The sequence below is a fragment of the Sphingomonas chlorellae genome (assembly GCF_056485145.1).
In genome coordinates, this window is sequence record NZ_JBQXXM010000001.1 from 674,207 (window position 1) to 697,687 (window position 23,481).

Annotated in this window: 25 protein-coding genes; 5 read left to right on the plus strand and 20 right to left on the minus strand. The window is 68.4% G+C overall.

Annotation, left to right across the window (positions count from 1 at the left end):
* The first annotated feature begins 38 nt into the window (after positions 1–38).
* Positions 39–1,145 (plus strand): GNAT family N-acetyltransferase, encoded by a 1,107-nt coding sequence (locus ACT3CF_RS03175; RefSeq protein ID WP_478420286.1) that lies wholly within the window; start codon positions 39–41, stop codon positions 1,143–1,145.
* Here the strand turns inward: ACT3CF_RS03175 and ACT3CF_RS03180 are convergent.
* The 4 genes from ACT3CF_RS03180 to ACT3CF_RS03195 all read right to left on the minus strand — a co-directional run bounded on the left by ACT3CF_RS03180 (position 1,142) and on the right by ACT3CF_RS03195 (position 4,381).
* The gene (locus tag ACT3CF_RS03180; RefSeq protein WP_478420288.1) at positions 1,142–1,756 is read right to left on the minus strand and encodes a TMEM165/GDT1 family protein; all 615 of its coding nucleotides are present in this window, start codon (positions 1,754–1,756) and stop codon (positions 1,142–1,144) included. The genes ACT3CF_RS03175 and ACT3CF_RS03180 overlap by 4 nt on opposite strands.
* A 196-nt stretch (positions 1,757–1,952) precedes the next feature.
* Positions 1,953–2,633 carry a tRNA (guanosine(46)-N7)-methyltransferase TrmB gene (gene trmB / locus ACT3CF_RS03185; protein ID WP_478420290.1) on the minus strand — a complete coding sequence of 227 codons (681 nt, stop codon included), beginning with the start codon at positions 2,631–2,633 and terminating at the stop codon, positions 1,953–1,955.
* Positions 2,634–2,678: 45 nt separating this feature from the next.
* Complete coding sequence (locus ACT3CF_RS03190; protein WP_478420292.1) at positions 2,679–3,407, minus strand: EAL domain-containing protein; 729 nt, start codon at positions 3,405–3,407, stop codon at positions 2,679–2,681.
* A gap of 194 nt (positions 3,408–3,601) precedes the next feature.
* Positions 3,602–4,381, minus strand: a complete 780-nt coding sequence (locus ACT3CF_RS03195; protein WP_478420294.1) for an EAL domain-containing protein — start codon at positions 4,379–4,381, stop codon at positions 3,602–3,604.
* Between the two features lie 504 nt (positions 4,382–4,885).
* Between ACT3CF_RS03195 and ACT3CF_RS03200 the strand changes: the two genes are divergently transcribed.
* Together ACT3CF_RS03200 and ACT3CF_RS03205 are read left to right on the plus strand one after the other, a co-directional pair.
* On the plus strand, positions 4,886–6,049 hold the full coding sequence (locus ACT3CF_RS03200) for a hypothetical protein (RefSeq protein ID WP_478420296.1): 1,164 nt from the start codon (positions 4,886–4,888) through the stop codon (positions 6,047–6,049).
* Between the two features lie 575 nt (positions 6,050–6,624).
* Positions 6,625–7,152 carry a hypothetical protein gene (locus ACT3CF_RS03205; RefSeq protein ID WP_478420298.1) on the plus strand — a complete coding sequence of 176 codons (528 nt, stop codon included), beginning with the start codon at positions 6,625–6,627 and terminating at the stop codon, positions 7,150–7,152.
* 224 nt (positions 7,153–7,376) lie between these two features.
* Here ACT3CF_RS03205 and ACT3CF_RS03210 read toward each other — a convergent pair whose 3' ends face one another.
* The 3 genes from ACT3CF_RS03210 to lnt all read right to left on the minus strand — a co-directional run bounded on the left by ACT3CF_RS03210 (position 7,377) and on the right by lnt (position 11,387).
* Positions 7,377–8,435: a hypothetical protein gene (locus tag ACT3CF_RS03210; protein WP_478420300.1), complete on the minus strand. Its 1,059-nt coding sequence runs from the start codon at positions 8,433–8,435 to the stop codon at positions 7,377–7,379.
* Positions 8,436–8,547: 112 nt separating this feature from the next.
* Positions 8,548–9,756: a methionine adenosyltransferase gene (metK, locus tag ACT3CF_RS03215; protein WP_478420302.1), complete on the minus strand. Its 1,209-nt coding sequence runs from the start codon at positions 9,754–9,756 to the stop codon at positions 8,548–8,550.
* 71 nt (positions 9,757–9,827) lie between these two features.
* A complete protein-coding gene (gene lnt / locus ACT3CF_RS03220) occupies positions 9,828–11,387 on the minus strand; it encodes an apolipoprotein N-acyltransferase (protein WP_478420304.1) in 1,560 nt (519 codons plus the stop codon).
* A gap of 152 nt (positions 11,388–11,539) precedes the next feature.
* On the opposite strand from lnt, the gene ACT3CF_RS03225 reads away from it, so the two are divergent.
* Positions 11,540–11,842, plus strand: coding sequence for a polyhydroxyalkanoic acid system family protein (locus ACT3CF_RS03225; protein ID WP_478420306.1), 303 nt, complete (start codon positions 11,540–11,542; stop codon positions 11,840–11,842).
* 60 nt (positions 11,843–11,902) lie between these two features.
* Here the strand turns inward: ACT3CF_RS03225 and ACT3CF_RS03230 are convergent, their stop codons facing one another.
* The 13 genes from ACT3CF_RS03230 to ACT3CF_RS03290 all read right to left on the minus strand — a co-directional run bounded on the left by ACT3CF_RS03230 (position 11,903) and on the right by ACT3CF_RS03290 (position 22,998).
* Positions 11,903–13,279 carry a PQQ-dependent sugar dehydrogenase gene (locus ACT3CF_RS03230; RefSeq protein ID WP_478420308.1) on the minus strand — a complete coding sequence of 459 codons (1,377 nt, stop codon included), beginning with the start codon at positions 13,277–13,279 and terminating at the stop codon, positions 11,903–11,905.
* On the minus strand, positions 13,280–14,200 hold the full coding sequence (locus tag ACT3CF_RS03235) for a hemolysin family protein (RefSeq protein ID WP_478420310.1): 921 nt from the start codon (positions 14,198–14,200) through the stop codon (positions 13,280–13,282).
* Between the two features lie 8 nt (positions 14,201–14,208).
* Positions 14,209–14,718: an rRNA maturation RNase YbeY gene (ybeY, locus tag ACT3CF_RS03240; protein WP_478420312.1), complete on the minus strand. Its 510-nt coding sequence runs from the start codon at positions 14,716–14,718 to the stop codon at positions 14,209–14,211.
* 47 nt (positions 14,719–14,765) lie between these two features.
* On the minus strand, positions 14,766–15,779 hold the full coding sequence (locus tag ACT3CF_RS03245) for a PhoH family protein (RefSeq protein ID WP_478420313.1): 1,014 nt from the start codon (positions 15,777–15,779) through the stop codon (positions 14,766–14,768).
* A 277-nt stretch (positions 15,780–16,056) separates the two neighbouring features.
* Entirely contained in the window at positions 16,057–17,124 is a 1,068-nt protein-coding gene (locus ACT3CF_RS03250) for an NAD(P)-dependent alcohol dehydrogenase (RefSeq protein ID WP_478420315.1), read from the minus strand.
* A gap of 142 nt (positions 17,125–17,266) precedes the next feature.
* Positions 17,267–18,580, minus strand: coding sequence for a tRNA (N6-isopentenyl adenosine(37)-C2)-methylthiotransferase MiaB (gene miaB, locus ACT3CF_RS03255; protein WP_478420317.1), 1,314 nt, complete (start codon positions 18,578–18,580; stop codon positions 17,267–17,269).
* Positions 18,581–18,746: 166 nt separating this feature from the next.
* Positions 18,747–19,523, minus strand: a complete 777-nt coding sequence (locus ACT3CF_RS03260) for a lysophospholipid acyltransferase family protein (RefSeq protein ID WP_478421336.1) — start codon at positions 19,521–19,523, stop codon at positions 18,747–18,749.
* 87 nt (positions 19,524–19,610) lie between these two features.
* Positions 19,611–20,033 carry a Fur family transcriptional regulator gene (locus ACT3CF_RS03265; protein ID WP_478420319.1) on the minus strand — a complete coding sequence of 141 codons (423 nt, stop codon included), beginning with the start codon at positions 20,031–20,033 and terminating at the stop codon, positions 19,611–19,613.
* 113 nt (positions 20,034–20,146) lie between these two features.
* Positions 20,147–20,560 carry a Ros/MucR family transcriptional regulator gene (locus ACT3CF_RS03270; RefSeq protein WP_478420320.1) on the minus strand — a complete coding sequence of 138 codons (414 nt, stop codon included), beginning with the start codon at positions 20,558–20,560 and terminating at the stop codon, positions 20,147–20,149.
* Positions 20,561–20,668: 108 nt separating this feature from the next.
* Complete coding sequence (locus ACT3CF_RS03275; protein ID WP_478420322.1) at positions 20,669–21,139, minus strand: GNAT family N-acetyltransferase; 471 nt, start codon at positions 21,137–21,139, stop codon at positions 20,669–20,671.
* Positions 21,140–21,781, minus strand: coding sequence for a tRNA (adenosine(37)-N6)-threonylcarbamoyltransferase complex dimerization subunit type 1 TsaB (gene tsaB, locus ACT3CF_RS03280; RefSeq protein WP_478420324.1), 642 nt, complete (start codon positions 21,779–21,781; stop codon positions 21,140–21,142).
* Positions 21,774–22,367: a malonic semialdehyde reductase gene (locus tag ACT3CF_RS03285; RefSeq protein WP_478420326.1), complete on the minus strand. Its 594-nt coding sequence runs from the start codon at positions 22,365–22,367 to the stop codon at positions 21,774–21,776. Before ACT3CF_RS03285 ends, tsaB begins: the two co-directional genes overlap by 8 nt.
* A 55-nt stretch (positions 22,368–22,422) precedes the next feature.
* Positions 22,423–22,998 carry a NifU family protein gene (locus ACT3CF_RS03290; RefSeq protein ID WP_478421337.1) on the minus strand — a complete coding sequence of 192 codons (576 nt, stop codon included), beginning with the start codon at positions 22,996–22,998 and terminating at the stop codon, positions 22,423–22,425.
* Between the two features lie 233 nt (positions 22,999–23,231).
* Between ACT3CF_RS03290 and ACT3CF_RS03295 the strand changes: the two genes are divergently transcribed.
* On the plus strand, positions 23,232–23,423 hold the full coding sequence (locus tag ACT3CF_RS03295; protein ID WP_478420328.1) for a hypothetical protein: 192 nt from the start codon (positions 23,232–23,234) through the stop codon (positions 23,421–23,423).
* The last annotated feature ends 58 nt before the right edge of the window (positions 23,424–23,481 follow it).

The following is a 23,481-nucleotide window of genomic DNA, read 5'->3' on the forward strand; positions in this document are numbered from 1 at the left end:
ATGGTAACGAGCCGGCGCTAGACCCGGCGGCGATGACCATGCCGATCCCTCCCGCCCGCTTCGTCGCCGATGCGCGCCCGATCGCGGCCGAACGGCTCGACGGGCTGGCGGCGGCGATCGATCGGGTCGCCGACGGCGCGGCGCCGAGCCACCGCTTCCTCCGTTATGGCTGGTACGCGGCGGCGCTGCGTGCCTATGGCGGGGCGGCGCGGACGCTGATCGTTCGTCGCGCGGGCGAAGCGGTGATTGCCCTGCCGTTGGTGCCGGTCGGTCCCGCCGCGATCGGTCTGGCGACGGTGCCCGGCTGCTACTGGCCGTTCCGCAGCTTTCCGGTCCGGCGCGATGCGGTGGACGACGCGGCGGTGGGCGAGGCGTTGCTCGACGCGCTGGGGCGGAGCGTCCGTGCGTTGCGACTGGGACCGGTGATGGACGGCGATCCGGCGTTGATGCTGCTCCGTACGGCGGCCGCGGCGCGCGGCTGGGTCGCGATCGACCGCTTTGTCGCCGATTCCTACCTGCTCGACATGGCTGCGATGCAGGCCGCCGGACGCTGGCCGCGCAACTCGACGCTGCGCAAGAACCGGTCGCACGAGAAGCATCTGGCGGCCGAGGGCTCGCTCGACTGGCAGTTTTGCAGCGGTGCGGACTGGGGACCGGCGCTGTTCGAGTCGCTTGCGACGATCGAGCAGCGCAGTTGGATCGCCGCCCGAACCGATGGGCGTGACGCCAAGTTCACCGCGCAGGGGCATGGCGCCTTCTGGCGCGCCGCGGCGGCCGATCCGGTGCTGGCGGCAACGATGTCCGCCGCGTTGCTGTGGGTCGACGGCGCGCCGGTCGCCTTTTCGTTCGACCTCGACGCCGGTGCGCTGCGTTACGCGATCGCCAACAGTTATGATCCCGCCTTTGCTCGCTATTCGCCGGGAAAGCTGCTGCACTATCGCAACCTGACGCGCGCCGTTGCCGCCGGGATCGAGCGCGTCGACTGGGGGGCGGGCGACAGCGGCTACAAGCGCGAGATCGGTGCCGAGCAGGGCGCCGCGATCCGCGACTGGCTGTTCCTTCGCCCCGGCGCGGGCGCAATGGCCGGGCGGCTGCTGCGTCGCCGCTGGGCGCGCAGCGGCAACGCCCCGGCCGGTGCGGACTAGCCGAGCAGGCCTGCCGTCTGGGCGAACAGGACCAGCCCGATGACGAGGAACAGTCCCGCCGCCAATCGGCGGACGAGCGCCAGCGGCACGCGGCGGATCAGCACGTTGCCGAACAGCACGGCGGGAACGTTGGCGATCATCATGCCCAGCGTCGTCCCCGCCGTGACCGCCCAGACATTGTGAAAGCGTGCGCCGAGCGAGATCGTCGCGACCTGCGTCTTGTCGCCCATTTCGACGAGGAAGAAGGCGATCAGCGTGCTGAGAAAGGCGCCGAACCGGGCCGGCTGGTCGTGCGGATCGTCTAGATTGTCGGGGATCAGCGTCCAGAACGCCATGGCGACGAACGCACCCGCGACGAGATAGGAGAACCAGCGCCCGTTCGCGAGCCCGGCGACCTCGACGCCGACCAGTGCGGCGAGGAAATGGTTGGCGAGCGTCGCCACCAGGATGCCGAGGATGATCGGCACCGGCCGCTTGAACCGCGCGGCAAGCACGATCGCGAGCAGCTGGGTCTTGTCGCCGATTTCGGCGAGCGCGACCGCGAAGGTCGAGGTGATGATGGCTTCGAACACGAAGGTCTCCGGGCCGGGCGAACGCGAATCCAACGACATCCCGCCTCCCGCCCGGCCGGACGGAAGCGCGATGCCATTGGTCTCGCCCGGACGGCATTGCCGTCCCCTGCCGCGCCACGGCCTCTCGACCGAGCATGTTGACGCGGCAGCCCCCGTGCGTGGCGGGTGGCTACTCCCCAGATGACGCGGCGGCGCCTAGCCGATTCGTGGCGGAGGCGCAACCATCGGCCGCGGATCAGACGCGGCGATAGCGGAAATACCACACCTCGTGCCCCTGGCGCCGCGCCTTGCGCTCGTAGCGCGTCTCGGGCCAGTCGGCGGGGCGGGTGAGGAAGTCGGCGGGGGTTTCGGCCAGCCAGACGAAGTCGGTGCGGGCGTTCATCACCATCATCGCCCAGCGGCAATAGGTGGGGTCATCGGTGCCGAGCCGGAATTCGCCGCCGGACTTGAGCTTGGCGGCGATCAGGTCGAGCGGGCCGTTGTTGACCATTCGCCGTTTGGCGTGGCGTGCCTTGGGCCAGGGGTCGGGATGGAGGAGATAGACGCGCTCGAGGCAGGCGTCGGGCAGGCGTTCGAGCACCGACAGCGCATCGCCCATGTACAGCCGCACATTGGCCAGTTCGCCGTCGCGGATATGGTTGAGCGCGCCGACGACGCCGTTGAGGAAGGGCTCGCAGCCGATAAAGCCGTGGTCCGGGCGCATCGCCGCCTGGCCGGCGAGATGCTCGCCGCCGCCGAAGCCGATCTCGAATTCGAGCGGGCGCGCGTCGCCGAACAGCGTCGGCGAATCGAGCGCGCCGGTTTCTGGGACGCTGACCCGGGGCAGCAGCTCCTCGACCAGGGCGGACTGGCCGAGGCGGAGCTTGTGGCCCTGGCGACGGCCGTAGAGGCGGCGGATGGTGGTGGGATCGGACACGGTCGCCCTGTTAGCGCGGCTGGCGGCGGGCGCAAGCGGGCTCGGTCAGTGGAGCGCGGCGGCGGGCTGGCGGGGAAGAGGGGGGAACGGGAGGGGAGGATGGCGGCGCGGCGGGCGGGGGAGCGGGGCGGTGCGGTCGAGGCGGAAGCGGCGGATGCCGAGCGCGGCGAGCGCGGCCTGTTCGGCGCGATGCTCGATGCCCGTCGCGACGAGCGGAACGTCGATCGCCCGCGCCAGCCGGATGACGCCGTCGAGCATCCGGCGGCGCGATTCGCTGGCGTCGATCGCCCGCACAAGACCCTGATCCAGAAGGATAAAACACGGCGTGAAGCGCGCCAGCAGCCGCAGCGCGAGCGGGCCGGCAGCGAAGCGGTCGAGCACGATTCCGATGCCGCGGGCAGCGCAGGCGGCGGCAAGCGCCGTCGCCCGATCGGCCGCCGCACCGTCGCCGACGTCGATCGCGACACGGATCAGCGCGGGCGAAAGCCGGTTGGCGAGCGCCACCCGGAACAGCTGGGACAGCGCCCGATGGGGTGACGAATCGCCCGGAATCGTGACCAAAAGCGGCGATTGGGGGGAAATCAGCCCCGATTCGGCTGCCGTTCGGATGACGAAAGCGAGGGTTGCGAGGAACATCGAATCCATGCGGTCCGGCTCGACCGCCGAATCGCCGCGCGCTTGCGGTCTGGCCATCCACGCGATCGGCGTGGCGCCGTCGGCGGCGATCAGCGGGAGGAAGTCGACGGTGCTCGGGACGGCGATGGGCGAAGGCATGGCATTCCCCTTTCTGTCCTGAGGTTAAATGGTTAACGCCCGCCGACCCATTCCGGGCGACGCCGCATTGGAAAAGCCCGCATAGGGATTCCCCCGTGCCGCCCATGTCGCCCAAGCCGTCCACACCGCCGGGGCGGTCGGGGCCGCCCATGCCGTCCGTGCCGCCCACGCCGTCAGTGCCGCCGGGGCCGTCGTCATCCGGCGAGGCCGGGTTCGAAGGGTTCCCAGTCGGGCAGCGGCAGCCGTCCGGTTTCGGCCGCGCCGAACAGCGGCCCCTGCATGTAGCGGACGCCCAGCCGGACCAGCTTGTCATACTCGCCGCGCGTCGCGACGCCCTTGGCGACGACGCGGATGCCGCTGCGTTCGGCGATCTGCACGATGCTTTCGACCACCAGCCGCCGCGACCAGCTGCTGCACAGCCGGTGGACGATCGCGGCGTCGATCTTGACCGCATCGGGGGTGAAGCGCGCGAGCAGGTCGAGCCCGTTGTCGGCCGAGCCGAAATCGTCGAACGCCACCATGAAGCCGCGGCGATGATATTGCGCGATCAGCGCGGCCATGTGCGCGCCGTCGAGCCCGTCGCCCTCGCTGAACTGAAGCACCAGCCGGCGATGCGGGAAGCGCGCGGCGATCGCGGCGAAGATCGTCTCTTCGGCCTCGGCCGCCGGATCGTGCACCAGCGCGGCGAGGATGCTGACGCCGAGCTGGACCTTGCGCGTCCCGATCCCGGCCTTGACCGCCGCCGCCATGGCGAGCGTGCGGCAATTGTGATCCTGGCCCGCGCGTTCGGCGAGCGGCACGCCCGCGAGCAGCGCCCGCGTCGTCCGGGCGGCGCCGCGCTGCAACTGGGCCTCATAGGCGACGACGCAGCCGTCCTGCGTGTCGACCACGGGGGTGAAGGCGACCTCGACGTCGCGCAGCGGGATCAGGCTGCCCGCGTCCGGCGCCGCCACCGTCGATGGCAAACGCTCCATGTCCATCCTCTCGTCCTCGGCCGCCTTCTTTTTCGGGAGCGGCACAGGATCAGCCTGCGCGCAGGCACGCCAACAGAGGATGAAGCCCCGGCTCCGGATGATTGCGGGAGCGGGCGGTGCCTGGCGTTACTTGGACAAGGTCTTGGCGTCGAGCTGGATCGACTTGCCGGTGATGTCGACCATGGCCACGGGACGCGTCTTTTGAACCATCGCGATCACGGCGGCGGGGGCCGGGAGGCGGTCGAAGTCGGGGAAGATCAGCGTCGCGGTCGTGGCGTGCAGGCTGACCGAATAGCGGTCGGTGACGTTTACAAAGGCCCCTGGGCGACAGCCTGATCAATGCGGAATGACCGAAGGCACCCACTTGTTGCCGTTCAAGCCACTACACACACGCGCCAAAGCAGCCATAGCGACACCGCAGTCCACTGTCTTCGGCTCAGGCAGAGATTGCATAATGCCGCCCAGTTAAGATACATTGTATCTTGAAAGGTGCGGGCAATGAGGATGTTTCGAGCGCTGGGGTTGCTGGCCTTGGGTGCGATTTCGGTCTCTGTCGCGCCGTCGCCCTCCTGTGCCGACAGCTGGTCGTTACCGACGACCACCACCTACACGTCCTGCGCCGGCCACGCCCGCATCACGGTCAGCCCGCGCGATCTCAATAGCCAGCTTGGTTATTTCGACGATAAGGTGAAAAATGTTGCCCCCCCTGGACAGAAGAAAGGCGGATCGCTGGTCGCGAGCGCGCGACTGGAACGACTGGTGGACGGGCGCTGGCAATTAGTCTGGGAACATCGAATTGCGAACGACGTGGCTCCGGTGTTGGCGCTCGTTCGAGACGATGGCGAATATGCGGTCACGTTCGATGATTGGCATGGTACGGGCAACGGGCCGAACGCTGTCGTAATCTACGGTGCTGGGGGCAAGTTGGTTCGTGCACTCGCCCTGTCCGACGTCGTGCCAGCCGACTACATCAAGGCGCTGCCCCATTCGGTTAGTTCTATCCGGTGGCGGGGCGATCCACGCTTCTCGTCCGACGGTCAGAAGGTAATTATTCCTGTCGTGATCCCCGCCGAGGATTTTGTGTCCGATCCTGCCACGATCGACATTGCGGTCGATCTCCTCCACGGAAAGGTATCGCCAATCAACGCGAACGCTTGGGATGCTGCGCAGGCAAGGGGCCGCAAGGTTCTCGCCGCGCAGGTCGCTCTCGAGGCATCCGCAAAGGCGGCGTTTCTTGCTCCGCTTCTCGGTCCGAAAGCTAATGCGGAACGCGAATGGCACGAGTATCTGCGCGAGGCCGTCGGTCGGCTGATTGGTGACGATGAAACGCCCTCCACTACCGTTTTGCGTCTTCCCGGTGCGGATGATTATGCCGTGTCGGAGACGTGGGTCCACGACGCGCTGACCGCAAGCTATGCGGATAAGGTAGCGCTCGCATCGCTTTCGGAACCCAACCTTGTGGCTGTTCTCAAAAAGGTAATATCGAATCTGCCGGATCGATCCCTATCGAAGGTAACGGTTTTCATCGCGGTGTCGGACCAGAACTGGCCTGAAGTCGTGGCAACGATGCGGCGCTCCGGCGCAAAGATGGTCCAACTCGACCCAGCCAAGGCCATACCTCAGCGTCCCGAGCGCATAGCTAGGCGATACAGTCCTAACGGCACTTAGGTCGACCTGAGAACGGCAGCTTTGACGGGCAGAGCGCAGAAAGCTGCCTGTCGACTTTCCACCCAATTCCGGACAGTCAGACGGATCGTCAACAGCGGCTGTTTATGAGTTCACGGCCCAGCGGCACCGGGCTGCCGGTCGCGCGCGGATCAGGTTGGGAATGGGCGGCGGGGCGAGCATCCAAAAGACCTGACGTCAGGACGGCGGTGGGCGGCTGCCCCGCGTCCGGCGCCGCCACCGTCGATGGCAAACGCTCCATGTCCATCCTCTCGTCCTCGGCCGCCTTCTTTTTCGGGAGCGGCACAGGATCAGGCTGCGCGCAGGCACGCCAACAGAGGATGAAGCCCCGGCTCCGGATGATTGCGGGAGCGGGCGGTGCCCGGCGTTATTTGGACAAGGTCTTGGCGTCGAGTTGGATCGACTTGCCGGTGACGTCGACCATGGCCATGGGACGCGTCTTTTGAACCATCGCGATCACGGCGGCGGGGGCCTGATAAATGCGGAATGACCGAAAGCGCCCAGAAGCGGCTATTGGCGGTTGTTTTCCAGTGCGGCATAACACTCAGATGATGTTAATGAATTCTCTTTTTGCTGGCGTGTTTTTGAGCGCACTGGCTTGGGCTCAACCGGCATTTGCGCAGAAGAGTAAATCCGCTCCCGCGATCGTGGCACCGTTTCCGCCAACGTGTCCGCGTGACGTTGATGGATATGCTAAGTGGATGAAGGCGTCCCCGCCGTTTCGAGGCGAAATCAACCCTGTCCCCGCTGAGGCAGTTCATGATGTTCGCAAGGAGAAAATGGCGCTAGCCAAAGAATTACTTGATAGAGCGGAAATTGTACCTCTTACCTATCAAGTGGCTGATGATATTTCGCCGGGTAGTACGTCAAAATCGCGGAAATACGGAAATCCGTATCTGATACGCAACGTCATCCCGGACTTTACGGCGAGCCTTGCAGGTCCGGTCAGCCTCGTGAGGGTTGGATCTAGACTGCTTATCCGGGCAGGGCTGTTCGGTTGTGGCGGGTTTTTGAAAAATCCCGTTATAGTTTTCCTCCCCGCTGCTCCAGAAGGTCTTGATATGGAGGTAGCGGCTATCTGGTAGCCGGCATAAGCCGCTCGCTAAATTGGTCACCAACGTGCTTAAAAGCACCTCGGCTGCAATCCACCCAATTCCGGACAGTCAGGCGGATCGCCAACAGCGGCTGTTTATGAGTTCACGGCCCAGCGCCACCGGCTGCCGGTCGCGCGCGGATCAGGTTGGGAATGGCGGCGTGGTGAGCATCCCAAAGACCTGGCGTCAGGACGGCGGTGGGCGGCTGCCCCGCGTTATTTGGACAAGGTCTTGGCGTCGAGCTGGATCGACTTGCCGGTGACGTCGACCATGGCCACGGGACGCGTTTTTTGAACCATCGCGATCACGGCGGCGGGGGCCGGGAGGCGGTCGAAGTCGGGGAAGATCAGCGTCGCGGTCGTGGCGTGCAGGCTGACCGAATAGCGGTCGGTGCCGTTTTGCAACTTCCCGGCGACCGACGGGCCGACTTCGATCGCGGTGCCGGCGTCGCCGAAAGCGATGACATAGCCCGGCGCGTCTTCGTTGCGATAGATCGCGAACGGGGCAGTTGCCGGTCCCGAACGGCACCAGCGTGGCGACGCGGGCTTCGCGGTCGCCGAGGCCGCCTGGTTTTCGGCCGCCTTTACCGCCCCGGCGCCGAGCAGCGCATCCTGCAGGTTGGGGGCGATCAACTTGGCCTTCGCGTCGGGGGCGATCGGCCTGGCGCATTCGGCGATCGCGGCGGCGCGCGGAGCGGGTGCCGCTGCCGTGGCGGGCCAGCCGAGCCCGGCGATCGCGGCGGTCAACTGCTCGTCGAGCGCGGCAGGCGCGAGCGTCTTCGAGCTGATCCGCAGCCCGACGAGCCAGCGGCCGAAGGGCATCAGCGCCGCAGCGGTCCCCGCATAGGGCGGCTTGCCGGGCACATAGCTGCGCCGCAGCGCGCCTTCGTCCGCCGCGCCGGGGGCGGTGAAGGCGACGACCGGACCGGCGGGGGTCGGCGTGCCATAGACCGGACGATTGCGCACCTGAGTCTCGATCCGGTCGAACCAGATCGACACGTCCATCAGCCCCGGGCGGAACAGGTAGAGCGTGACCTCGGTCGTTTCGGGCGTGCCATATTGCGCCATCACGTCGAGCTGCTTGCCGCCGCTGAGATCGACCATGTCGCCACGCGGCAGCCCGGCGAGCGTCGCGGGCACCGCCAGGCCGGTCGAGTCGTGACGCCACGTCTGGCCGGCAGGCGCGGTGATCGGCGTTTGCTGGGCCGAGGCCGGGGCAGTACCCACCACCGGCGCGAACAGCAGGGCGGCAACGGCAAGACGGCGTGCGATCATTTCGGATTCTCCCCCCGGATTTTCGGGAAGGCTAGGTCACATCCGAAGAAGGCGCAAAGAAAAAGGGCCGGAACGCGGCTGCGCTCCGGCCCTTTTTTCTTGCCCGTCGCGATCAGGCGAGCGCGGCCTTGAGGTCTTCGACCAGATCGGTGCGTTCCCAGGGGAAGTAATCCCCCTCGGGCGTGCGGCCGAAATGGCCATAGGCCGCCGTCTTCTGATAGATCGGCTTGTTGAGGCCGAGGTGCAGGCGGATGCCGCGCGGCGTGAGTCCGCCGAGCTTTTCGATCTTGCCGATCGCTTCCTCGATCTTGTCGTCGGCGACGGTGCCGGTGCCGTGCGTGTTGACATAGAGCGACAGCGGCTTCGACACGCCGATCGCATAGGCGAGCTGGATCGTGCAGCGCTTGGCAAGGCCGGCTGCGACGATGTTCTTCGCCAGATAGCGCGTGATGTACGCCGCCGAGCGGTCGACCTTGGTCGGATCCTTGCCCGAGAAGGCGCCGCCGCCGTGCGGCGCGGCACCGCCATAGGTGTCGACGATGATCTTGCGGCCGGTCAGGCCGGCATCGCCGTCGGGGCCGCCGATTTCGAAGCTGCCCGTCGGGTTGATGTGATAGACGGTGGCGTCCGACAGCAGCTCGGCCGGGATCACGTCGGCGACGACCGACTTCACATAGGCGTGGAGCTGCGCTTCCTTCTCGCCCTGGTCATAGCCCGGCGCGTGCTGCGTCGACACGACGATCGCGGTGCACGCGACCGGCCGGTCGTTTTCGAAGCGCAGCGTGACCTGGCTCTTGGCATCGGGTTCGAGGAACGGCGCGGTGCCCGCGTGGCGATCGGCCGCCATGCGCGCGAGGATGCGGTGGCTGTAATAGAGCGTCGCCGGCATCAGGTCGGGCGTTTCGTCGCAGGCGAAACCGAACATGATGCCCTGGTCGCCCGCGCCCTCGTCCTTGTTGCCCGAGGCATCGACGCCCTGCGCGATGTGCGCCGACTGGCCGTGCAGGTTGTTTTCGAAGCGGAAGGTTTCCCAGTGGAAGCCCGCCTGCGCATAGCCGATGCGCTTGACCGTCTCGCGCACGGTGCGCTCGATCTCTTCCTCGGCGCCCGCCGCCCAGGCGCCGTTCTCGTACACGCCCTTGCAGCGGATTTCGCCCGCCAGCACGACGAGCTGGGTCGTGGTGAGCGTTTCGCACGCGATGCGCGCTTCCGGATCCTTGGAAAGGAACAGGTCGACGATGGCGTCGCTGATCTGGTCCGCGACCTTGTCCGGATGGCCTTCAGAGACCGATTCGGACGTGAAGAGATAGTTGGAACGCATGATTTTCCTCAAATGTGGGAGGATCGCCGGGCCGTTGCCATGCCCATATAAAGCTTTCCTTATATGCTGCCCTAGCGAGCCCGGCGTCGGAAAGCAATCGCCAAGGCAAGCAGCGCGAGCGCGACCCCGAGCGCGATCGCATTGCCGAACCGCGCGAACGGCGTGGGTGGCGCCGGCGGCGGGAGCGGCAGGTCGATCGCCCCTTCGGCAAGGTGCGGCACGGTGCCGAGCAGGCGGCCATGCGCATCGACCAGCGCCGAGATCCCGGTCGGCGTCGCGCGCAGGACGGGCAACCCCTCCTCGATCGCGCGCAGCCGCGCCTGCGCCAGATGCTGGGGCGGGCCCCAGCTTCCGAACCAGGCGTCGTTGGAAGGATTATAGATGAAATCGGGGCGATGGGTGCGATCGACGGTGTGACCGGAGAAGATGATCTCGTAGCAGACCTGAATCCCGGCGCGGCCGAAGCCGGGCACGTCGAGGCTGCGCGGGCCGGGGCCGGGCAGGAAATCGACGTCGCCCATCACCAGCCGCGCGAGCCCGAGCGGCGCGAGCAGCGTGCGCATCGGCAGATATTCGCCATAGGGGACGAGGTGCGCCTTGTCATAGCGCGGGCCGAGCATTCCCGACGAATCGATCGGCCAGACCGAATTGCCCGCGCCGACGAGCTGGCCGCGCGCGTCGAACAGCAGCGCGTTGCCGCTGACCAGCGCCTGATCGCGCGGGCCGAGCAGCGCGGCGATGCGCGCGCGCGTGACGCGGGGATCGCCGCGGAAATAATAGGCGCCGGGATAGCCGTCCTCGAGAAGCTGGTTGACCATCCCCTCGGGCCAGACGAGCAGGCGCGGGGCGGGGCCGGGCGCGCCGCTGAGCGCGATCAGCCGGGCGAGGACGCGCTCGGCATAGCCGGGGTCGTTCACCCCGTCCTGGCCGATATCGGGCTGGACGATGCGGACGCGGCGCGTGGGCGCCGTTTCGGGCGCCGGCGCGGGCGGCGCGGCGGCGATCGCGGCGACGCCGAGCATCGCGGCGGCGGCGGCGGGGGCGCGCCAGCGGCGGTGCGCGGCGAGCGCGACCATCCCCGCGACAACGATCGTCAGCCCCGACAGCGCATAGGTGCCGAGCCAGGCGGCGAGCCCGGCGGCGGGCGTCGGCACCCACAGCACGCCGAGCGGGTTCCACGGATAGCCGGTGAACAGCGTCGCGCGCAGATATTCGGCGGCGATCCAGGCGGCGCCGGCGGCGAGGACGAAGCCGGTGTCGAACGGCCGCGCGCCGCGCGCATTCTCGCGCCGGGCCCCGGCATGGGCGAAGGCCCAGGCGGCGGCCATCGCGAGCGCGGGATAGACCGCGAGATAGACCGCGAGCAGCAGCACCGCGAGATAGCCGAGCGCGGGCGGCATCTTGTCCTGATAGTCGAAGGCGTGCTGGATCCAGTTGTTGCCGACCGCGAAATGGCCGAGCCCGAACAGCCAGCCGCGCAGCGCGGCGCTGCGCCACCCCGGCGCGGCATGGACGAGCGCGAGCAGCAGCGCGAGGCAGGCGATCGCGATCGGCCAGAGATCGAGCGGGGCGAAGCCGGTGGCCGAGACGAGCCCGGCGGCAAAGGCGAGGACGAGCGGGAAGCGCAGCATGGCCGCGGTTCCTAAAGCATTTCGGGCGCGAGCGAAATCGAGCGCGCGGGCGGGGGTTGGCGGCGGCGGCGCGGCTCTGATAGGTCCGGGGACGACGGCATCGGCCCGGCCGCCGGCGGCGCGGCGGGCGCAACGAGGGGAAGAGGAAGCCCGTGGCAAAGACCCTGAAGATCGACATTCCGCACCAGCTGGGCCGCGAGGGCGCGCGTGCGCGCATCGACGGCGGGCTGGACAAGCTCAACACGCTGATCCCCGGCTTTACGACGGGCGACTATCGCTGGGACGGCGACGTGTTCGGTTTCAGCGCGAGCGGCATGGGCCAGTCGGTGCCGTGCCGGCTGGCGGTGGCCGACACGCAGGTGCGGCTGGAAATGGACCTGCCGCTGATGTTCGCGATGTTCGCGGGGCCGATCCGCGAGAAGCTGGAGCGCGACGCGCCGCGGCTGCTGCAATAGCCGCGCGCCGCAACGGCCGGTACGGCGGGGAGCGCGGGGCGCTCCCCCCGGGAACGGGGATCAGCGCGCGGCGCTGACCCGCCAGACGGTGTTGCCGACATCGTCGGCGACGAGCAGCGCCCCCTGCGCATCGGTGATGACGCCGACCGGGCGGCCATAGGCGGCCTTCTGGTCGGGCGAGAGGAAGCCGGCGAGCACGTCGACCGGCTTGGCGCGCGGCAGCGGGAAGCCGTTGGTGCCGAAGGGGACGAACACCACCTTGTACCCCGACAGCGGCTGGCGGTTCCACGAGCCGTGCAGCCCGACAAAGGCGCCGTTGGCGAATTGCGGCCCCAGCCGCGCGTCGGCGGCGAAGGCGAGCCCCAACGGCGCGACATGCGCGCCGAGCGCATAGTCGGGGCGGCGCGAATACTGGACCAGATCGGGCCGTTCGGGCTGGACGCGCTTGTCGACATAGCCGCCCCAATAGTTCCACGGCCAGCCGTAGAAGGTGCCGATATCGACCTGGGTCAGATAGTCGGGCGGCATGTCCGAACCGAGCATGTCGCGTTCGTTGACCACGGTCCACAGCGACCCCGAATGCGGTTCGAACGCCATGCCGTTGGGGTTGCGCAGCCCCCAGGCGAACAGCCGCAGCGAGCGGTTTTCGGGATAGACCTGAAGGATCGCGGCGCGCGCGTCGCGGGCGCTGGTGCCGAACGGCGTCGGGCGGGCATAGACCTGCCCTTCGGCGGCGAGCCCGTTTTCGGCGATGTTCGACGACGAGCCGACGCTGACATAGAGCGACTTGCCGTCGGGCGCGGCGACGACGTTGCGCGCCCAGTGGTTGCCGCCGCCGGGCAGCGCGACGATGCGTTCGGGCGCCGCGGTGATGCGCGTCTCTCCCGCGCGATAGGGGAAGCGGACCAGCGCGTCGGTGTTGGCGACGTAGAGCCAGTCGCCGACCAGCGCCATGCCGAAGGGCGAGTTGAGCCCGGTGAGGAAAGCGAAACGCTGATCGGCGACGCCGTCGCCGTTGCTGTCGCGCAGCAGCGTGATGCGGTTCGCCGACGGCGCGTCGGCGCCCGCGCGGTGGAGGAAATAGCGCATCACCCAGCCGGTGATGCCGCCCCCGTCGCGCGGCGGCGAATTGGTTTCGGCGACGAGCACGTCGCCGTTGGGCAGCCGGTAGAGCCAGCGCGGATGATCGAGCCCCTGCGCGAACGCCGCGACGCGGAGCCCCGCCGCCGGCTGAGGCCGGGCGCCGCCCTGCCACCCGGCGGGACGCGCGATGCCGACGGTCGGCACCTCCTGCGGCCGCGGCTCGCTGAGCTGCGGGATCCGGCCGGTGACGGCGGCCTCGGCCAGCCGTGCCGCGTCGGGCCGGCCGAACCAGAACCAGAGCGCGACGCACAGCGCCACGACGAGCGCGATGACGATGAGGATCCGTTTGAGCATCTATTCCTCGACGGCCGCGTCGGGCGCGGGCGGATGGAGCCGGAGGCGCGTGACCTTGCGCGCGTCGCCGGCGATGACTTCGAGCTTCCAGCCGCTCGAATGGGTGAGCCATTCGCCCGGCTTGGGGACATGCCCCGCCAGCACGAAGGCGAGCCCGCCGATCGTGTCGATATCCTCCTCGACCTCGCCCAGCCGCGGATCGACCGTTTCGGCGACGTCCTCGAGCTCGGCGCGGGCATCGGCCTCCCAGCCGCCGTCGTCGATCGGGACGAGCATCGCGGGCGGCGCCTCGTCATGCTCGTCCTCGATGTCGCCGACGATCTCCTCGATCAGATCCTCGATCGTGATCAGCCCCTCGGTCCCCGAATATTCGTCGAGGACGATGGCGAGGTGCGTGCGGCTGGAGCGCATCTGCGCGAGCAGGTCGAGCGCGCCCATCGACTGGGGCACGTAGAGCGGCTGGCGGATCAGGTCGGCGATCGTTTCGGGATGCGGCGCCCCCGAGGCGAGGATCGCGAACACGTCCTTGAGATGGACCATGCCGACGACGGTATCGAGCGCCTCGCGATAGACGGGCAGGCGGCTGTGCCCCGCCTCGGCGAACAGCGCGACGAGATCGGCGAAACCCGTTCCCTCCTCGACCGCGACGATGTCGGCACGGGGCACGCCCATGTCGCCGGCATCGCGCTCGCCGAAATGGAGCAGGTTCTTGAGCATCAGCCGCTCGATCGGCGCGAGGTCGCCGGCGGGTGCGGCGGTGCCGTCATCCTCGTCGATCGCCTCTTCGAGCCGGTCGCGGAGCGTCTCTTCCTGGTCTTCGCCGAACAGCAGGCTGCGGATGCCCCGCCAGATGCCGCCGGTCTCGTGGGAATGATCAGAGGTGCCGGTACTATGTCCGGTACTACTGGGGCCCTCAGGCATGTTCGTGGTCAATCCTCGCGAACGATATAGGGGTCGTGCAGGCCGAGCTTGGCAAGCGCGGAACGTTCCATCGCCTCCATCGCCTCGGCCTCGGCGTCCTCCAGATGGTCATAGCCTAGCAGATGGAGCACGCCATGAACAATCAGATGGGTGGCGTGATCGGCCACCGCGATGCCGCGCTCCGCCGCCTCGCGAACGCACACGTCGTAAGCGAGGACGATGTCGCCCAGCAGGACTTCGCCATCATCGCTGTTCTGCGTGACGGTTTCGAGAAGGTCGGGCTGGATCATCGGAAAGGACAGCACGTTGGTCGGCTTGTCCTTGTCGCGATACTGGCGGTTGAGCGCGTGGACCTCGTCGTCCGAGGTGAAGCGCACCGCGACCTCGATCACGGTCGGCGTCGCCAGCCAGCCGGCGAAGGGCGTCTCGCGGATCGCGGCCTCGCCCGCGCGGATGGCCAGCGCCTCCCAGTCCCCGTCGGGCCAGGGGGCCTCCGGAATGGCGGCAATGTCGAGCATCAGTCAGGTCCGTTCGTGCAGTTCGTTCAGAAGGGGAGCGCCGGGCGTCAATCCTCGTCGCCTTCATAGGCGGCGACGATGCGGCCGACGATCGGGTGGCGCACCACGTCGCCCGCCGAGAAGCGCGAGATCGCGATCCCCTCGATCCCTTCGAGCCGCGCGACGGCGTCGTTGAGCCCCGAGGCGGGCGGGCCGCCGGGCAGGTCGACCTGACGCGGATCGCCGCAGATCACCATCCGGCTGTTCTGGCCGAAGCGGGTGAGGAACATCTTCATCTGGGCGGGCGTGGTGTTCTGGGCCTCGTCGAGAATGACGAAGGCGTCGGCGAGCGTGCGGCCGCGCATGAACGCGATCGGCGCGATCTCGATCTCGCCGCTGGCGATGCGACGTTCGACCTGTTCGGGCGGCATGCAGTCGTAGAGCGCGTCGTAGATCGGGCGCAGATAGGGATCGACCTTTTCCTTCATGTCGCCGGGAAGGAAGCCCAGCCGTTCGCCCGCCTCGACCGCGGGGCGCGAGAGGATCAGCCGCTGGACGCTGCCGGTCATCAACTGCGCGACCGCCTGGGCGACCGCGAGATAGGTCTTGCCGGTGCCCGCCGGCCCCAGCGCGAAGATGAGGTCGTTCGAGACGAGGTCGCGCATGTAATGCGTCTGCGCGACCGAGCGCGGCACGATCGTCTTGCGCCGCGTGCGGATCATGATCGGCGGATTGCCGCCGCCGTTGCCGCCGCCCGAATCGGCGCGGATGATGCCCGCGAGCGTCGGTTCGCTGGCCATCGCGATCACCGCGTCGATGAGGCCGGTGTCGATCTCCTCGCCGCGGATGACGCGCGCCTGAAGCTCCTGAAGCACCTCGCGCGCATGCGCGACGGCCTCTGCCGAGCCCTCGATCACGACGCGATGGCCGCGGGCATGGATATAGACGCCCAGCCGCTCCTCGAGCGCGAGAATGTTCGAATCATACTCGCCGAAGAGCTGCGGCAGGAGCTGGGGCTTGTCGAACGTCACCTCGACCCGGGAACGCTCACCGGACTGGGCGGGGACGGGCTTGCGGCTCATGCGATCCTTTCGCGCGGCGGAAACGGCGGCAGGCGCCAAAGGCCCCGGCGCGCGGCACCACGGCAACCCGCCGCCGGTGCGGGGTCCGCGGCGTTCGATCCGATGGTGCGGGGCAGGGTTGAGATGCGCATGCCGATGCCGCCGAAGATGGCAGATGGCCGCGCCGTCGAACAGGGGGAATCTGGCGACGATCGCCAACCGCCGGGCGAGCCGGGCGAACGGCCCGTCGCCCGGCGGCCGTCATGCCCCCGCCCGTGCCGGGGCGGGGGCAGCGGGATCATGCGTCGCGCTTGAGCGAGGCCATGTCGATCACGAAGCGATACTTCACGTCGCTGCGCACCATCCGGTCATAGGCGGTGTTGATCGCGTCGATGTCGATCATCTCGATATCCGAGACGATGCCGTGGTCGCGGCAGAAATCGAGCATCTCCTGCGTCTCGCGGATGCCGCCGATCAGCGACCCCGCGAGCGAACGGCGCCGGAAGATCAGCGCGCCGACGTTGGGCGAGGGGTGCGGATCCTCGGGCACGCCGACCAGCGTCATCGTGCCGTCGCGCTTGAGCAGCGCGAGGAACGGATCGAGCGCGTGGCTGGCGGCGACCGTGTTGAGGATGAAGTCGAAGCTGTTGGCATGTGCCGCCATCGCATCGGCATCGCGCGACACGATCAGGTCGCGCGCACCCAGCCGCTTCGCATCGTCGCGCTTGCCCGGCGAGGTCGAAAACACATAGACCTCGGCGCCCATCGCGGCGGCGATCTTCACCCCCATATGACCAAGGCCGCCCAGGCCGACGATGCCGACCTTCTGCCCCGGCCCGACCTTCCAGTGGCGGAGCGGCGAATAGGTGGTGATGCCCGCGCAGAGCAGCGGCGCGACGGCGGCCAGATCCTTTTCGTCATGGCCGATATGGAGGACGAAGTCGGCATCGACGACGATATGGTCCGAATAGCCGCCGAAGGTGTGGCCGCCCAGATGCTTGTCGGGACCGTTGTAGGTGCCGACGAAGCCGCTGCCTTCGCAATATTGCTCCTCGCCGTCGGCGCAGGCGGCGCAGTGGCGGCAACTGTCGACCATGCAGCCGACGCCCGCGAGGTCGCCCGGCCGGAACGCGGTCACCTCGCTGCCGACCGCGGTGACGCGGCCGACGATTTCGTGGCCCGGGACGCACGGATAGAGCGTGCCGCCCCATTCGCCGCGCGCGGTGTGGACGTCCGAATGGCAGACGCCGCAATAGAGGATGTCGATCGCGACATCGCGCGGGCCGGGATCGCGCCGCTGGAAATCAAAGGGGGCAAGGGGGGTGCCTGCCGCGGACGCAGCATAGCCTTTGGCTTGAGTGGGCATGGATCGTCCCTGAACTTGGGTGGGAAAGGGGCGGGCGCCGGCAAGGAGGCGGCACCCGCAGCCCAGATAGGAACGATCCGGCGCTTGTCAGCAGGGCCGGCGCAGAAAAATGGCGGCGGCCCCGTGCGTTTCGCCGCGCGCGTCAGGCCGCGGCGGCGACGCGCGCAACCCCGGCGAGCGAGTTCGGCCCGGCTTCGACCAGATCGACCGTGACCATCGACCCGATCGGCGCGTCGGTGGTGAGGTGGACCGACTGGAGCCAGGGCGACTTGCCGATGCGCTGGCCCGGCTTGCGGCCCGGCCGTTCGAGCAGCACGTCGCAGGTCTTGCCGACGCTCGCCTGATTGAACGCCGCCTGGTCGCGGTTGAGCGCGGCCTGGAGCCGTTGCAGCCGTTCGTCCATCACCTCGGCCGGGATCTCGCCCGCCATGTCGGCGGCGGGGGTGCCGGGGCGAGGGCTGTATTTGAAGCTGAACGCCTGGGCATAGCCGACCGCGTCGACGAGCTGCATCGTCTCTTCGAAATCGGCGTCGGTCTCGCCGGGGAAGCCGACGATGAAGTCGCCCGACAGCGCGATGTCGGGCCGCGCGGCGCGGATGCGATCGAGCAGGCGAAGATAGGAATCGCGCGTGTGGCTGCGGTTCATCGCCTTGAGGATGCGGTCGCTGCCCGCCTGAACGGGCAGGTGGAGATAGGGCATCAGCTTTTCGACCTCGGCATGCGCGCGGATCAGTCCGTCGCGCATGTCGTTGGGATGGCTGGTGGTGTAGCGGATGCGTGCGAGGCCGGGGATGCGATCGAGTGCGGCGATCAGCCCGTGCAGCCCGCGCCCCTCGGCATCGTCCCAGGCGTTGACGTTCTGGCCGAGCAGCGTGATCTCGCGCGCGCCCGCGTCGACGAGCGCGCGCGCCTCGTCGAGGATCGCGTCGAACGGGCGGCTGACCTCCGCCCCGCGCGTATAGGGCACGACGCAATAGGTGCAGAACTTGTCGCACCCTTCCTGCACCGTCAGGAAGGCGCTGGGCGAAACCTTGCGGCGGCGGGGCAGCGCGTTGAACTTGCTGACCGCGGGCATGTCGGTATCGAGCGCGAGCGTGCCCGCCGCCGCCCGGGAGACCAGATCGGGCAGGTTGTGATAGGCCTGGGGGCCGACGACGACATCGACCTTGGCGCGGCGCGCAATCTCTTCCCCCTCGGCCTGGGCGACGCAGCCCGCGACCGCGATCATCGGGCGGCTGCCGTCGTCGCGGCGCAGGCGGCCGATTTCCGAATAGACCTTTTCGGTCGCCTTTTCGCGGATGTGGCAGGTGTTGAGCACGACCAGATCGGCCGCGCCGGCATCGTCGCTGGCGGTGAGGCCCTGGCCGCCGAGCAGCTCGGCCATGCGTTCGCCGTCATAGACGTTCATCTGGCAGCCGAACGACTTGACGTGGAAGGTCTTGGGGGTGGCGTTCATCCGCGGCCCTATAACCCGGGCGCGCGCGGGCGTCACTAGAGGGCGCGCGCCCGGCGCGGCGGGCCGTTCGACCGCCGCCCTGTTCGAGGCGGCGACCGCAGGCGGCCGACCTGACAATTGCTTACGCTGCGGGGGCTTATGCCGCCGAGATTTACGCCGCGGGAGCTTACGCTGCCGGCGTCTTGTAGCCGATGGGATTGTCCGCATAGGCGAAGGGGCGCAGCGGCTGGCCGATCGCGGCGACGAGCGCGTTCTCGATTCGCCGGCGGCTTTCGGCGGCGATCGCCTTGCGGCCGGGGAAATCCTCGGGCCGGAAGGGTTCGAGGAAGTTGACGCGCACTTCGAACGTGCCGCGGCGGGCGAGCACGCGGCGGGCATTGTTGACGCCGCGTTCCTGGCCGATCCAGCCGATCTCTTCGCCGACATCGCCGTAATCGAGCATCACCGGCTGGACGAGCACGCCGGGGGGCGGCGGTTCGAGCACGCGCAGCATCGGCGTCTTGAACGGCAGCAGCGACTTGCCGTCGGTGGTGGTGCCTTCGGGAAAGACGGTGATCGACCAGTTGTCCTCGAGCGCGTCGCGGAGCTGGTTGATCTGATCGGCGACGCCCAGCCGGTTCTCGCGCTTCACATAGACGGTGCGGTTGAGCCGCGCGAGCCAGCCGACCACGGGCGATTCACCGATCTCGGTCTTGGCGACGAAGGCGGTGCCGCTGGTGCCGCCGAGCGCGAGGATGTCGACCCAGCTCAGATGGTTCGAGACGTAGAACACGTCGCGCCGGAGCGGGGTGCCGATGCAGCGCACGCGCGCGCCGCAGATGCGGCCGGCGGTGCGCAGGAACAGCCGCGGGCAGGGCGAGGGCGCCCGCACGAGCCGCAGCAGATAATGGAGCGGGACGAACACGAGCACCGCGAGCGCAAGCATCGCGATGCGCGACCACATGCGGGCGTGTTCGATCGGGTTCAGGCGCGTGGTGATGCCGGCGGCGGCATCGAGGCGCCTCTGGGTGGCGGCGTATGCCAAGGAAGGTCAGCCCTTGCGGTCGAGCGAGACGCCGTAGAGTTCCATGCGGTGATCGACAAGGCGATAGCCGAGCCGTTCGGCGATCTGCTTTTGCAGCAGCTCGAGCTCGGGATCGACGAATTCGATCACATTGCCGGTTTCGACGTCGATCAGATGGTCGTGATGCGCCTCGGGCGCGGGTTCGTAGCGGGCGCGGCCGTCGCCGAAGTCGTGCCGGTCGAGGATCCCCGCCTCCTCGAACAGCCGGACGGTGCGGTACACCGTGGCGATCGAGATGCCGGGGTCGATGGCGACGGCGCGTTCATACACCTTTTCGACATCGGGATGGTCTTCGGCATCGGAGAGGACGCGCGCAATCACCTTGCGCTGCTCGGTGATGCGCAGGCCCTTTTCCTGGCACAGGGCTTCGAGATCAATCTTGCGAGGCATTCGGCTCTCTCTACCCAGTTTGCCGTCGCCGCAAAAGAGGGCTTTCGCGCGACACGACGACGCCGGCTCGCGCGGGTGGGCGCGGCCGGCGTGTGAACGGCGATGCCGGGCGATCAGCCCTTGCGGCGCTTGGTGCCCAGGCCGATCTTCTTCGCCAGCGAGCGGCGCTGTTCGGCATAGTTCGGGGCGACCATCGGATAGTCGGCGGGCAGGTTCCACTTGGCGCGGTACTGCTCCGGCGTCATCTGGTAATGCGTCATCAGGTGACGCTTCAGCATCTTCAGCTTCTTACCGTCCTCGAGGCAGACGATATAGTCCGGCTTGACCGACGCGCGGATCGAAACCGCGGGTTCCTGCTTGATTTCGGGCTCGCTCTCGGCGGTGCCCAGGCCGCTGAGCGCGCCATGAACGTTCTGGATCAGCAGCGGAAGGTCGGAGACGGCGACGCTGTTGTTGCTGACGTGTGCGGCGACAATATCGGCGGTGAGCGAGACCAGCGTTTCCTGAAGGTCCGTTGAAACGTCCATGGTTATCCTTTCGACCCATTCACGACGACTTTTACGTGTCGTCTGCGCCGCCCTATCGGACGTTCGCGTCACGAAGGCAAGCCACGATGCCGCGTTTTTTTGTGCAGTTCAGCCCAGATTCCGCGCATAGCTGTGCGCGTCGAAGACATGCCCGGTCTTGCCCTTGTAATAGTTTTTGCGTTCGCCGACTTTCGCGAAACCTTCGGCGAGGTAAAGCTGAGCGGCGGGGTTGCCCGAGCGGACTTCGAGATGGAGCGTGACGACGCCGCGCGCCGCGGCCTCGTCGGCGACCGCGCCGATCAGCGCCCGCGCGACGCCGCGGCGGCGGGCATCGGGATGCGTCGCGATCAGCAGCAGCTCGGCCTCGTCGGCGACGACGCGCGACAGGGCAAAGCCGAGGTCGACGCCGTCGATCGCCGCCACCACCAGCCACACGCCGGGCAGCGCCATCATCCCGAGGCACTGGGCGGGCGTCCACGCCTCGCCATATTCGGGGTCGAACGCGGCGCGCATGATGCCGTCGACCGCGGGAACGTCCTGTACGCCGCCTTCGCGCAGCTCGATCACCGGCGCAGCCATTCAGGCGAGCCCGCGTTCGGCGAGCGTGCGCGCATCGGGCGCGCGACCATAGACGGGATCGGGCGCGAGCTGCGTCGCGTCACCCGAGAGCAGGATCGCGTCGGCGGCGCGCGGAAGCGCCTCGGCCGCCGCCAGCGCCGGGTCGAGCGCGACGAGGTGGCGAACGCCGCTGCCGACCGCCGGGCGACCGTCGAGCATCGCGAGCGCCGCCGCCGGGGCGAGCGAGGCCAGCGGCGCAAGCGCGACGAGCGGGCGGGCGAAGGGCTGGACGAACACCTCGCCATGCCCGCCTTCGAGGACGACGACGAGCGCGTCGCGGGCGGCATCGGCCGCAAAGGCGGCGGCGGCGACGAGCGCGAGCGACGAATAGCCATGAACCGGCACGCCCCAGCCGATCGCGAGCCCGCGTGCCGCGGCGAGGCCGACGCGGACGCCGGTGAAGCTGCCCGGGCCGACATCGACGCGGATCGCATCGGCGCGCCCGCCGCCGGGAAGCGCCGCGATCATCGGCAGCAGCCGTTCGGCATGGCCGCGCCCGACAACCTCGTGCGCGGCGGCGACGACCTGGCCTCCGCGCAGCAGCGCGACCGAGCAGGCCGCGGTCGCGGTTTCGATGACGAGCGTCGTCGGTGCGTCAGCCAATGCGGTTGAAGCGTTCGAATTCGGGGCGGGGGAGTCGTTCGTGGAGGGTGGTTGGATCGCCATGTCCCAGCGTCGCGATGAAGTTGGACTTCACCGTCGGCTGGTCCGCAAAAAAGGCTTCGTCAACCTTTGCGTTGTCGAAACCCGACATCGGGCCGACGTCGAAGCCGAGCGCGCGGGCCGCGACGATCAGATAGGCGCCCTGGAGCGACGAATTGCGGAACGCCTGTTCGCGCCGGCCGACCTCGTCGCCGAACCAGTTGCGCGCATCGGGCGCGTGCGGGAACAGCCAGTGGAGATCGTCGGGAAAGCTGCTGTCGGCGGCGATGATGACCGCCGCGGGCGCCTTGCGGATCTTGTCGGGGTTCGAGCCCGTAGCGAGCGCCGCGAGCCGCTCGCGCGATTCGGGCGTGAGCAGCCACACGAAACGGCCCGAATGCTGGTTGACCGAGGTCGGCCCCATCTTGAGCAGATCGTAGATGCGGCGGACATCGGCCTCGGTCACGGGCGTGTCGGCATAATGGTTGAAGCTGCGCGCGGTGCGGAAGATCGTGTCGAGGCCGGCGTCGTCGAGCGGGGCACCCATGGTGCGGTTCTCCGGGAAAGCGTGGATCGGGAAAGGGGAGGGCGTGGCGCGCGCGTCAGACCGCGCGCACCTCGGTCACTTCGGGAACATAGTGCTTGAGCAACTGCTCGATCCCGTTCTTGAGCGTCGCGGTCGACGAGGGGCAGCCCGAGCAGGCGCCCTGCATCTGAAGGTAGACCTTGCCCTTGTCGAAGCCGCGATAGACGATGTCGCCGCCGTCATTGGCGACCGCGGGGCGGACGCGCGTTTCGATCAGTTCGCGGATCTGCGCGACGATGTCGGCATCGGCGGGATCGTCCTCGAACCCCGCATCGGCGTCGGGCACGCCGATCGCAGCGGCCGAGCCCTGGCGGAACAGCGGCATGTTGCCGACGAAGTGATCGAGCAGCATCGCGAGCACGTCGGGCTTGAGCGTCGCCCAGTCGACGCCGGGCGCGGCGGTGACCGAAACGAAGTCGCGGCCGAAGAACACGCCGGTAACGTCGCCGAGCGCGAACAGCGCGGCGGCGAGCGGCGACGCCTCGGCCTCTTCGGGCGACGCAAAGTCGCGCGTGCCGGCGGGCATCACCGTGCGGCCGGGCAGGAACTTCAGCGTGGCCGGGTTCGGCGTGGTTTCGGTTTCGATCAGCATGGTCGCCATGTGGCGTGCGCGTGCGGCGCGATCAAGGCGGCGTTACGAAACGCAGCGTTGACGAACCGCGGACGAACCCCGGGCGCGCCGCGCTCGAGCCGTGCTTGAGCCGCGCGCGAGACGCGGGGCGGGCCGGCGACGGATTGCAATCGTTGCAACTGTGCCGGGCTAAGGGAAACTCCGGATGAGCGGGGTTGCGCGACGCGTGCCATCGGCGCGCGCCGGAGGGGATGATGCAGTGGTATCGCGTTTACGCGTTCGATGCCGGCCGGATCGTGCATGGCGAAGATCTGGCGGCAGCCGATGATGAAGCGGCGATCGAAACGGTGCGCGCGCAGACCAGTCTGACCGATCGCGAATTGTGGTCGGGAACAAGGATGGTCGTGCGGATCGCGGCGGAGGGACTGCCCGGATCAACCGCCTGACCATCGCCGTGCGGCCGGACGACTGACGCCGCGCCGTCGTCCCGCGCGCCGGGCGGGC

Excerpts from the sequence above, each read along its gene's own strand:
- ACT3CF_RS03175 (WP_478420286.1), top strand. The coding sequence starts at position 39 with ATGCCGATCCCTCCCGCCCGCTTCGTCGCCGATGCGCGCCCGATCGCG.
- ACT3CF_RS03180 (WP_478420288.1), bottom strand. The coding sequence starts at position 1,756 with ATGTCGTTGGATTCGCGTTCGCCCGGCCCGGAGACCTTCGTGTTCGAA.
- ACT3CF_RS03190 (WP_478420292.1), bottom strand. The coding sequence starts at position 3,407 with ATGCCTTCGCCCATCGCCGTCCCGAGCACCGTCGACTTCCTCCCGCTG.
- ACT3CF_RS03195 (WP_478420294.1), bottom strand. The coding sequence starts at position 4,381 with ATGGAGCGTTTGCCATCGACGGTGGCGGCGCCGGACGCGGGCAGCCTG.
- ACT3CF_RS03200 (WP_478420296.1), top strand. The coding sequence starts at position 4,886 with ATGTTTCGAGCGCTGGGGTTGCTGGCCTTGGGTGCGATTTCGGTCTCT.
- ACT3CF_RS03205 (WP_478420298.1), top strand. The coding sequence starts at position 6,625 with ATGAATTCTCTTTTTGCTGGCGTGTTTTTGAGCGCACTGGCTTGGGCT.
- ACT3CF_RS03210 (WP_478420300.1), bottom strand. The coding sequence starts at position 8,435 with ATGATCGCACGCCGTCTTGCCGTTGCCGCCCTGCTGTTCGCGCCGGTG.
- metK (WP_478420302.1), bottom strand. The coding sequence starts at position 9,756 with ATGCGTTCCAACTATCTCTTCACGTCCGAATCGGTCTCTGAAGGCCAT.
- lnt (WP_478420304.1), bottom strand. The coding sequence starts at position 11,387 with ATGCTGCGCTTCCCGCTCGTCCTCGCCTTTGCCGCCGGGCTCGTCTCG.
- ACT3CF_RS03230 (WP_478420308.1), bottom strand. The coding sequence starts at position 13,279 with ATGCTCAAACGGATCCTCATCGTCATCGCGCTCGTCGTGGCGCTGTGC.
- ACT3CF_RS03235 (WP_478420310.1), bottom strand. The coding sequence starts at position 14,200 with ATGCCTGAGGGCCCCAGTAGTACCGGACATAGTACCGGCACCTCTGAT.
- ybeY (WP_478420312.1), bottom strand. The coding sequence starts at position 14,718 with ATGCTCGACATTGCCGCCATTCCGGAGGCCCCCTGGCCCGACGGGGAC.
- ACT3CF_RS03245 (WP_478420313.1), bottom strand. The coding sequence starts at position 15,779 with ATGAGCCGCAAGCCCGTCCCCGCCCAGTCCGGTGAGCGTTCCCGGGTC.
- ACT3CF_RS03250 (WP_478420315.1), bottom strand. The coding sequence starts at position 17,124 with ATGCCCACTCAAGCCAAAGGCTATGCTGCGTCCGCGGCAGGCACCCCC.
- miaB (WP_478420317.1), bottom strand. The coding sequence starts at position 18,580 with ATGAACGCCACCCCCAAGACCTTCCACGTCAAGTCGTTCGGCTGCCAG.
- ACT3CF_RS03260 (WP_478421336.1), bottom strand. The coding sequence starts at position 19,523 with ATGTGGTCGCGCATCGCGATGCTTGCGCTCGCGGTGCTCGTGTTCGTC.
- ACT3CF_RS03265 (WP_478420319.1), bottom strand. The coding sequence starts at position 20,033 with ATGCCTCGCAAGATTGATCTCGAAGCCCTGTGCCAGGAAAAGGGCCTG.
- ACT3CF_RS03270 (WP_478420320.1), bottom strand. The coding sequence starts at position 20,560 with ATGGACGTTTCAACGGACCTTCAGGAAACGCTGGTCTCGCTCACCGCC.
- ACT3CF_RS03275 (WP_478420322.1), bottom strand. The coding sequence starts at position 21,139 with ATGGCTGCGCCGGTGATCGAGCTGCGCGAAGGCGGCGTACAGGACGTT.
- ACT3CF_RS03285 (WP_478420326.1), bottom strand. The coding sequence starts at position 22,367 with ATGGGTGCCCCGCTCGACGACGCCGGCCTCGACACGATCTTCCGCACC.
- ACT3CF_RS03290 (WP_478421337.1), bottom strand. The coding sequence starts at position 22,998 with ATGCTGATCGAAACCGAAACCACGCCGAACCCGGCCACGCTGAAGTTC.
- ACT3CF_RS03295 (WP_478420328.1), top strand. The coding sequence starts at position 23,232 with ATGCAGTGGTATCGCGTTTACGCGTTCGATGCCGGCCGGATCGTGCAT.